Source organism: Reichenbachiella versicolor (assembly GCF_003171675.1).
Classification (GTDB): Bacteria; Bacteroidota; Bacteroidia; order Cytophagales; family Cyclobacteriaceae; genus Reichenbachiella; species Reichenbachiella versicolor.
This window is the reverse complement of sequence record NZ_QFZQ01000005.1, coordinates 520,015-528,855: the sequence shown is the minus strand read 5'-3', so window position 1 is coordinate 528,855 and position 8,841 is coordinate 520,015. Positions and strand designations below refer to the sequence as shown.

The 8,841-nt window shown below is 41.5% G+C and carries 4 protein-coding genes; all 4 read left to right on the top strand.

Annotation, left to right across the window (positions count from 1 at the left end):
- Positions 1-150 precede the first annotated feature (150 nt).
- Positions 151-1,077 carry a class II fructose-bisphosphatase gene (gene glpX / locus DKG80_RS12735; RefSeq protein ID WP_162555863.1) on the top strand — a complete coding sequence of 309 codons (927 nt, stop codon included), beginning with the start codon at positions 151-153 and terminating at the stop codon, positions 1,075-1,077.
- Positions 1,078-1,442: 365 nt separating this feature from the next.
- On the top strand, positions 1,443-5,045 hold the full coding sequence (locus DKG80_RS12730; RefSeq protein ID WP_162555862.1) for an Ig-like domain-containing protein: 3,603 nt from the start codon (positions 1,443-1,445) through the stop codon (positions 5,043-5,045).
- A gap of 270 nt (positions 5,046-5,315) precedes the next feature.
- Positions 5,316-7,172 (top strand): sulfatase-like hydrolase/transferase, encoded by a 1,857-nt coding sequence (locus DKG80_RS12725; protein ID WP_109831720.1) that lies wholly within the window; start codon positions 5,316-5,318, stop codon positions 7,170-7,172.
- Positions 7,173-7,398: 226 nt separating this feature from the next.
- A complete protein-coding gene (locus tag DKG80_RS12720) occupies positions 7,399-8,811 on the top strand; it encodes a glycoside hydrolase family 28 protein (RefSeq protein ID WP_109831719.1) in 1,413 nt (470 codons plus the stop codon).
- Positions 8,812-8,841 lie beyond the last annotated feature (30 nt).

Below are 8,841 nucleotides of genomic sequence, written 5' to 3'. Positions count from 1 at the left end.
TCCAGGCCACAACCGCGTTCAATTAGCTGAGGGAATTCTACTGTAGACATATCGTTTTATAGTTTGGTTTCTATTTAAAACGAGTTTCATGCCTGTGGGTGAATTCCCTTATTCATGAAAGTTTTATACCCCTACCCTTACCTTTGTCGCATGCAAAAAGTCTCAAGATATCTCCAAGAAATAGTAGCCAAAGCGGCAATAGCGTCTTATCCTCATATCGGTACGGGAGGCAAAGACGAGGGAGATCAAGCAGCCGTAGATGCCATGCGCTCAGCCTTTGAAGGAAAAGAAATAGATGCTATCGTACGCGTAGGTGAAGGTGAAAAAGACGAAGCCCCGATGCTATATGTCGGAGAGAAATTAGGTACAGGAAACGGACCTCTTCTCGATATAGCTGTAGACCCTATCGAGGGAACTAGCCTAATGGCAGCCGGTAAGCCAAATGCAATAGCCACTATCGCTGCCACGGATCAAGGTGCATTTTGGGATGCCGGACATGCATACTATATGGACAAGATAGTGGTCAATGGTCAGGCTAAAGGTGTAATTGATATTAACGCTAGTACCGAACAAAATCTCAAAGCCATAGCTAAGGCAAAAGGCAAGTCTATCGAGCAAATAGTCGTCTATGTTTTAAACAAGCCGCGTCATATAGAACTTGTCAAAGAAATTGAAACCTTAGGAGCTACGGTAGCATTGCATGATGAGGGAGACGTAATCGGATCTATTCTGGCCTTGGTCGAAGAATCCGAAATAGATGTACTAATGGGTATCGGAGGAGCACCAGAAGCCGTCGTGACAGCTGCTGCTGTCAAAGCCCTCGGAGGAGGTATGCAAGGTAAGCTAGCCCCTCAAAAAGATTTTGAAATCAAAAACTTATCAGATGCAGGAGTTGATCTTGATATCGTTTATCAACTAGATGACTTGATCAAATCCGAATATGCTGTCTTTGCAGCGGCTGGCGTCACGACAGGGCCGTTACTAAAAGGAGTCTCAAAGGACGGAGCGAAGTATTCCACAGAAGTCATTATCATTGATTCCGTAGATGGACTTAAAAAGGAGATGATTACCATATAAAAAGTTTGCGCCAGCCCGCGACAAGAAAAATGATGCTCGTTTTTCTTGCCGCCAGCTGAGGGAACAAAAATGACGGTCGTTTTTCCTCCCTCAGCCAGATTCATCAAAACTGACGCCCATTTTTCATCCCTCACTCGGATTCACGAAAAATGACGCCTGTTTTTCGTCCCTCACTCAGCGGGAAAGAAAATGACCGCTGTTTTTCTTGCCGCAGCTCGGCGACAGCAAAATCGAGAAATATTTTTGTTGCCGCAGCCCGGCGGCAAACTATCATTCCCCCCTCTTTTTACCCTATTTAATTAATCTCTCTTCAAAGTGAGTAAAATCATATTTGTACTCTTACTACAATATGAATGATGTTAGCTATGAAAAGATTACTATCCGTCCTATTAATCGGGACGATGCCTTTGCTCCTTTCAGCTCAAATTGAGTTTGAAAGTGGATTTGAAAATGAATTCTCAAGCGAATGGGAAGCATATACTACCTCAGATACTTTTGACAGAACTACCTCCTCAAAGAAAAATGGTAGCTATGGATTCCATTTGAAGTTTGAAACAACTAACAAAGCCAACCTCAAAACTCCTTCGACAATCCAATGGGTAGCAGGGAAGACCTACACTATCTCGTTTTGGTACAAAGCCATTACTCCATTGAGTGACAAGAATACGTGGCTCAAAGCCATTGAAGATACCGGAGATCAAGTGAATCTAGATCAACTCTCATTTACAAGTTCAGAGTGGGAGCTTTTTGAATACGCCTATGATTGTAAAATTAATGGTACACAAGGAGCATTTTTATTTTCTTTCAGAGCCAATGACGCTGGAGATGGTGAGCTATACCTAGACGACATACGAATAGAAGAGAGACAACCAGAAGGATTTAAAAGTTTTGCCAGACTTAAGACTGAAAAAGTACTCTCTGATGAGACTATCCGATGGACACAGTTTGGACCAGGCATGAGCGGTAACAACAAATGCGCACAGTGGCACCCGACCGATGAAAATGTACTCTTTATAGGTCCCAATATGGGGAACTCTTACAAGTCAGCCGACAAGGGAAAAACCTATGAGACTATTTTCAATGAAGATGAATCAGGATTTAGATATGGAAAAAGAGGCCCAAGGGAATTTACCTCAATAGACTTTTCTCGCCAAAACCCAGACTTTGGATTTTGTACAGACGAGTTGAACAATGGTATGTACATATCCCAAGACCGAGGAAGTACTTGGACCAGTCACGCAGGTTCGTTACCAGTGGTCGACGGCAAGTACCTGTCCTGCATCGCCGTAGATCCTAAAGACGATAACATCTGGTACCTCGGTGGAGGTAGAATGCGAGATTTAGGACGTATTTTATTCCCAAAATCTCATAGACACCTTTGGTATCACGACAGAGGAAACCATCAACCCAGTCAAAAGAAAATTTGGAAAACAACCGATAAGGGAAAGAATTGGACATTGATCAATACCGGACTAGCCGATGAGACAGAAGTCGAAACCATATTCGTTGATCCAAAGAACTCTAATACAGTATATGCTTCCACGAATTGGGGTTTCTACAAATCCACCAATGGAGGAAACACTTGGGAGCAAAAGACTACTGGTCTAAACAATGATGTCCTGAGAGCATGTGATTATCACTATGATGATGAGACAGACCTATTGACCATATACGTCATCGCCAATCCTGAGTGGGAAGCCGATCTAGCGAATGGGACTGTCAAAAATGGTGTAGGAGGAATATTCAAGAGTATCGATAGAGGAGAGTCTTGGACGAATGTCACAGGAAACTTACCTATAGATATGAGTCAATTCAAAGGGAACGCTGCCATAGAGAAAAGTTACTTTCATGCAGTGGCATATTGGTTTGAGCTCTCCGACAGTGAAGCTAAGAACTTGTATCCAAATATGTCCAAGAGCATTACCCAGCGTTTCAATAGCATAGAAATAGATCCCAATGATCCCAATAACATTTATGTCAATAACGAATATTCCAATGCCTCAAGAAACAATTTCATGCCAGGGCAGATTTGGCGCTCTAAAGATGGAGGAGAGAATTGGTTTGTCACATTCCGAAACGGAAAAGGCTGGAAAGCTGGATCGAGCGATCACAGCTATTGGGTAGATCGTGGTAACCCTACCGAAACAAATGTTAAGCTAAAATATCTTGATAACTGGGTGGATCGAGATCTGTACGACCGAAAAGGCTGTAACTTCGTCAAGTGGAACGCAGATGGTACGGTACTACATACCCAAATGGCAAAAATCTCTATGTTTTCATATGACGGAGGAGACACATGGGTAGATATAGATGATGAGGAAATAGGAGAAAATACGGGAGTCTATGTAGGAGCAGGTAATAGCAATGTACCAGGGCATGGTTTTTTTCAACATCCGGATATTCCAGGTAAAGTCTTCTGTTCTGCCGGTGAAAATAGTCTGTTCATCACACAAGATGGAGGAGACGCGATTCGAAAAGGAGCACAGGCAGTAAAGTCAGTTCGATTTACAAGTCACGAAATGTCTCTTAGTACCTATGCAATACACCCCAATAATGTTGAAATTCATTATGCCCTATTCTTTCGTCAGCACTCCAAAGGAAAATTGATGAGATCTACAGATGGAGGTGTGACTTGGGAAGAATACGGTACAGCTATTCCTCATTGGAATATAGAAGCACACGGAGGCGACCAGTCCGTTCATCAAATCAACCTTATTATAGACAAGGATAATCCAGACAATATGTATTTCTGCGTGCCGTGGATGTCAAAGAATATTGAATATGTAGGAGACTCTCAAGCCTCAGTAGGAGTGCATAGGTCAACAGATGGAGGTAAAACCTGGAGCCAATCCAATACAGGTTTACCTATGCAAACCAACAATGGGTTTGATTTTAACGGACCAGATGTAACAGCCATTACATTTGATCCGAATAGTTATGACGTATTATACGCAGCGGTACAAGGTAAAAATGGAGGACTTTTCAAGTCTACAGATAACGCAAAGACATGGTCGGAAGTCTCCTCAACTACGAACATTGCTGGAGTATATGGCATCAATGATGTTCACTTTGACGTTGATGGCCGAGCGTATATCACAGCGGGCAACAAACGAGCAGATATAGATGCAGGAGGTGCTTGGGTCAGTGAAGATGACATGTCGACTTGGACTCAAATTTTTGATTTTCCTTGGACATTTAGAATAGAGACAGCCATGCACAATGCAGATATCATCATGGTATCAACCCTCCCCGCCAATGTAAATGAAGGAATCAATGCTGGAACATATCTATCAAAAGACGCTGGGAAAAGCTGGGTGAAATTCAATCTTGGCAATGGACAATCTGATCGAATTAATGACATCGCCATTGACAACTATATACTAGGAAAATATTACACTTCCACATATGGTAGTGGTTGGTATGTAGCTATTGACCCTGATGCAAAATCTACTTTGAAAGATGTCACCAAAGTGACCCCATCAGAGACCTCAGTATCTATCAAAGTAGACGAAACCTATCGTTTGTCAGCCAATGTATCTCCATCCGACGCGACCTATAAAAACGTAAGCTGGTCATCCTCAAACCCTGATATAGCTACAGTGAATGCATCTGGTGTAATCACAGGTGTCAACGTAGGAACCGTCACTGTAACAGCCAAAGCTTTTAATTCAGATGTCTATGCTGATATAGACGTAATAGTAGGTATAGAGACAGGCATCGATGAACTGAATAGAAATTTCAAAATCTATCCAAACCCTGTAGAAGACACCCTGAGTATTGATTTTGATAAGAAATCATTTAGAGGGGCTACCGTCAAAGTGTATTCCATGTCAGGGTTAATCATTGACACTGTGAAGCTGTCTAAAGACTCTAATCAAATATCCACAATACGGTATCAACCCGGTACCTACGTGATTAAGTTGATTACCTCAGAGGGAACTATCGAAAGGAAGTTTGTGAAGAATTAAATACCAGTTTCTTCCAAACAGTATCAAGGCTAGGGTGTTAAAATGTTTACGATATAAGGTGGACACGCCCTAGCCCTGTTCAGGTTTGTATATTTTCTAGTGAGTGGTATTTACCTAACCTATCTTTCCAGAACTTTTAACTACAAGGCGATAGCCCATTGGTTTAAATCAATAGACTCCTGGGTGTCGGTTATAAAATTCTGAAGATATCTCGTGCTATTAATTCAGGGAGATTCATTCAGAATTCTAATATTAAGAAGAGTGTAAATTATGATCTGGAAAAACAAACTTACCGTCGGCCTATTCTACTTAGCTGCGGTCTTTACAGCGGTTGCTCAAAAGAAGCAACCGAATATTTTATGGATATTGACAGACGATCAACGGGCAGACGCTCTTCAGTGCTACAATCGTGAGATGTTCGGTACAGACGAGAGTCCACTCGGATATGTGGAGTCTCCAAACATCGATGCCCTAGCTAAGGAAGGTGTATTGTTCACCAAAGCCTATAACAACTCTCCAGCATGTGCTCCTTCTCGTGCTTCTATGCAAACTGGAAAGTACCCATTTCACAATGGCATCTATGGATTTGAACGTGCACACGCTGAAGCGGATTTTTCCACACCGACCATTGCTCAGTCAATGAGTGATATTGGATATAATACCAGCCTATTCGGAAAGTCCGGATTCAGAATATATCAGTACATCGACGGCAAGAATACATGGGATTCGAATGGGTTTTATGATGTAGAAGTCAACTATAAAAATGATCTTCAGAAGTACGGTAAGACAGACTTTTTCGGTCAAGTTCCGCTGCGTGAGGAAGTAGACGGTAAGATGAAAAACAATGGCTCGATACAGCGCTTTTACTTTCCTGATGGCTCTACTATGGAGCATGTAAATAGTAGAAAGAAAGGAGAGGTCACGGCCAAAGACCTTGCACAGCGAGATAAAATAGACAAAGAGCTTGATATCCTAAGAGCCTACACCAGAAGACAATCAGGAATGATTATAGGTGGAGTGAGTCCTAAGCCTGCGGGAGAAACGCTGGATGGATATATCCTGAAATCCTTCCAGCAGTATTTAAATAATGTCGATAAGGAATATAAAACCTACTCCAAGAAAACGACCAAAGGCCCAGATTCTTCCAAGCCAATTTTCACTCACTTGAGCTTTCACCTACCACACACACCTGTCATGCCTCCCAAAGAATTTAGAGATAAGTTCAAAGGAAAAACTTACAAGGTGCCAGACTTCAGCAAGGAAGAGTTAAAAAAGTTACCCCCACAGCTGTTGAAAATCTATCAAGTCATGAAAGTTGATGAGATGAAACCAAAGGAGAAGCAACAGGCTATTCGTGACTACTATGCCTTTTGTGCTTACGGAGATTACCTGATCGGACAAGCAGTAGAGTCATTCAAGAAATTTTCTAAAGAGCAAGGCCGTGAATATGTAATACTATATGTAGCAGGGGATCACGGTTGGCACCTAGGCGAACAAGGAATAGAAGCCAAGTTCGCACCTTGGGATCATTCTACTCATGATGCAGCCGTAGTAGTGTCATCAGACAAGTCTCTTTACCCTGCCAATAAAGTAAATAATGACTTTGTAGAATTTGTAGATTGGGCACCGACCATTTTAGATGCTGCAGGAGCAGACCTTTCAAAGAAGAAGTACGACTACCTAGATGGAATTAGCTTAAAACAAAGCCTCAACTCCAAAGAGAGAGATTATATAGTCGGAGAGATGAATCATGTCTGTGGACCGAGAGCATATATGCGAACTAAAGATTTCGCCTTTTCGATGCGAACGCGAAAATCCAACGCCAAACCAAAAGAAGGTAAGCTAAACGTAGACATCAAGTGGGCACTTCAAGCTGACCTAAAAAACGTAGAGTTAGCACTATACGACTTGCGAGTAGATGCACTGGAACAAAACAATGTAGCCTATGATCCGAATTACAAAGAACTAGCCGGATGGTTCAGAGATAAGCTTGGCAAAATCGTATTAGGAGATGGTAGAGTAGAATGTGACTGGAAAAAACCAAACTCGTACGACATCAGCACCTTCGCTAAAGGAGCACATGATCGAAAAGCAGACATTCCAAAAAGTATCATACCAAAGATTTAACATAGTTGATATTTACAAAAAAGCTCAGTGATCAGTCGCTGAGCTTTTTTGTTTTATGTATAATTTCCTCTCAAAAGGAGGGTTGTTTAATTTCTTATCAATAGGATAATTCCTTCCCCCTCTTTTTACCATTAATTATTGGATTCTAAGGGTTAAATCCTTCTCTACTTTAGTTCTTGTAAAATCAACTGGTCTGTATATAGATCAAACCTAGACAAGACATGATATGACGAAAAACCTAGTAACAGCCCTTTGTATTTTTATGGCCTTGTGGTCATGTGACTCCAAGACCGAATGGAATATCACTGAATTTGGAGCTACCACAGACAGTTCAACAGTAAATACTCAGGCCATTCAAGCCGCAATTGATGCTTGTTATAATAGCGGAGGAGGCAGAGTTATTATAGATGGGGGAACATATGTATCAGGGACGATATTGTTGAAAGACAATGTTGATTTACATATTGCAGAAGGGTCTACATTGTTAGGAAGTCCAAACCCATATGATTACCAAGCTATCGATCCGTTTATCGACGCTACTGGTCAAACAAGAGGGAAGTGTTTAGTAGGAGCCATTGATGTACAAAATGTATCAATCACAGGAAAAGGAACGATTGATGGTCAAGGTCAAATGTTCAGAAAAGTTTTTGTGAAAAGAACCTTACATCGATTAGGAATTCGACCCAAACCTGAAATTGAGGCAGAGAAAACAAACCAAGATAAAAAGTATCTCGGAGGTAAGGTTGGGAAATTTGACAGGCCGTTTTTATTGAGGTTTGTGCGGACTAAAGGAATCACATTACAAGACATATTCTTGACTCAACCCGCAGCTTGGACGGTACACTTTTTCCAATGCTCCCATTTCCTAGTTGATGGAATAAGTATCTATAGTCATGCTAATAGAAATAATGACGCGATTGACATAGACTCTTCTACTGACGGAATTATCAGAAACAGTAATTTGGACTCAGGCGATGATGCCATCTGCTTCAAGTCAACCAGTCCAAAACCATCAGAGCGTGTTAAAGTTTACAACTGTAAGCTCAGTAGTCACTGGGGAGCAATCAAATTTGGTACAGAGTCTATGGGCGATTATCGTGATATCGAAATTAAGAACTGCTTCATACATGATACCAAAGGTGGAGGTATCAAAATATTAAGCGTAGATGGTTCGAATATCGACAATGTACTAATCGATAGTATAACAATGGAGAATGTGGAAATGCCACTATTCATGAGGTTGGGAGAAAGAAGGCTGACCTATAGAGATGCAGAACAGCAGCCCGTTGGTTCTATAAATAATGTGCGTATATGCAATGTCAAGGCAACAACGCGAAGTATTGAGGAATCACGTGTGACTCCACCAGCAGGAGTATTTATCACAGGGACACCTCATCATGCTATTGGCAATATTGAATTGGAGAACATAAGTATAGACCTACCAGGAGGAGGTACCGCCGAAATGTCCACTAGAGAAATGCCAGAAAATGAGGCGCAATATCCTGAGTTTACCAAGTTTGATGGGCCACTTCCTGCATATGGCTTATTCGCAAGACATGTGAAAGACTTGAAGATGAAAAATGTTGTGTTCAACCTTTTTGCAGTAGATGAAAGAGAGGAAGTGATTATTCAAGAATAGAACGCACAATACACTATTAGATCAAGTCCC

What these genes read in the sequence shown, in the direction of transcription:
- glpX (WP_162555863.1), top strand. Translation starts at nt 151, where the DNA reads ATGCAAAAAGTCTCAAGATATCTCCAAGAAATAGTAGCCAAAGCGGCA.
- DKG80_RS12730 (WP_162555862.1), top strand. Translation starts at nt 1,443, where the DNA reads ATGAAAAGATTACTATCCGTCCTATTAATCGGGACGATGCCTTTGCTC.
- DKG80_RS12720 (WP_109831719.1), top strand. Translation starts at nt 7,399, where the DNA reads ATGACGAAAAACCTAGTAACAGCCCTTTGTATTTTTATGGCCTTGTGG.
- DKG80_RS12725 (WP_109831720.1), top strand. Translation starts at nt 5,316, where the DNA reads ATGATCTGGAAAAACAAACTTACCGTCGGCCTATTCTACTTAGCTGCG.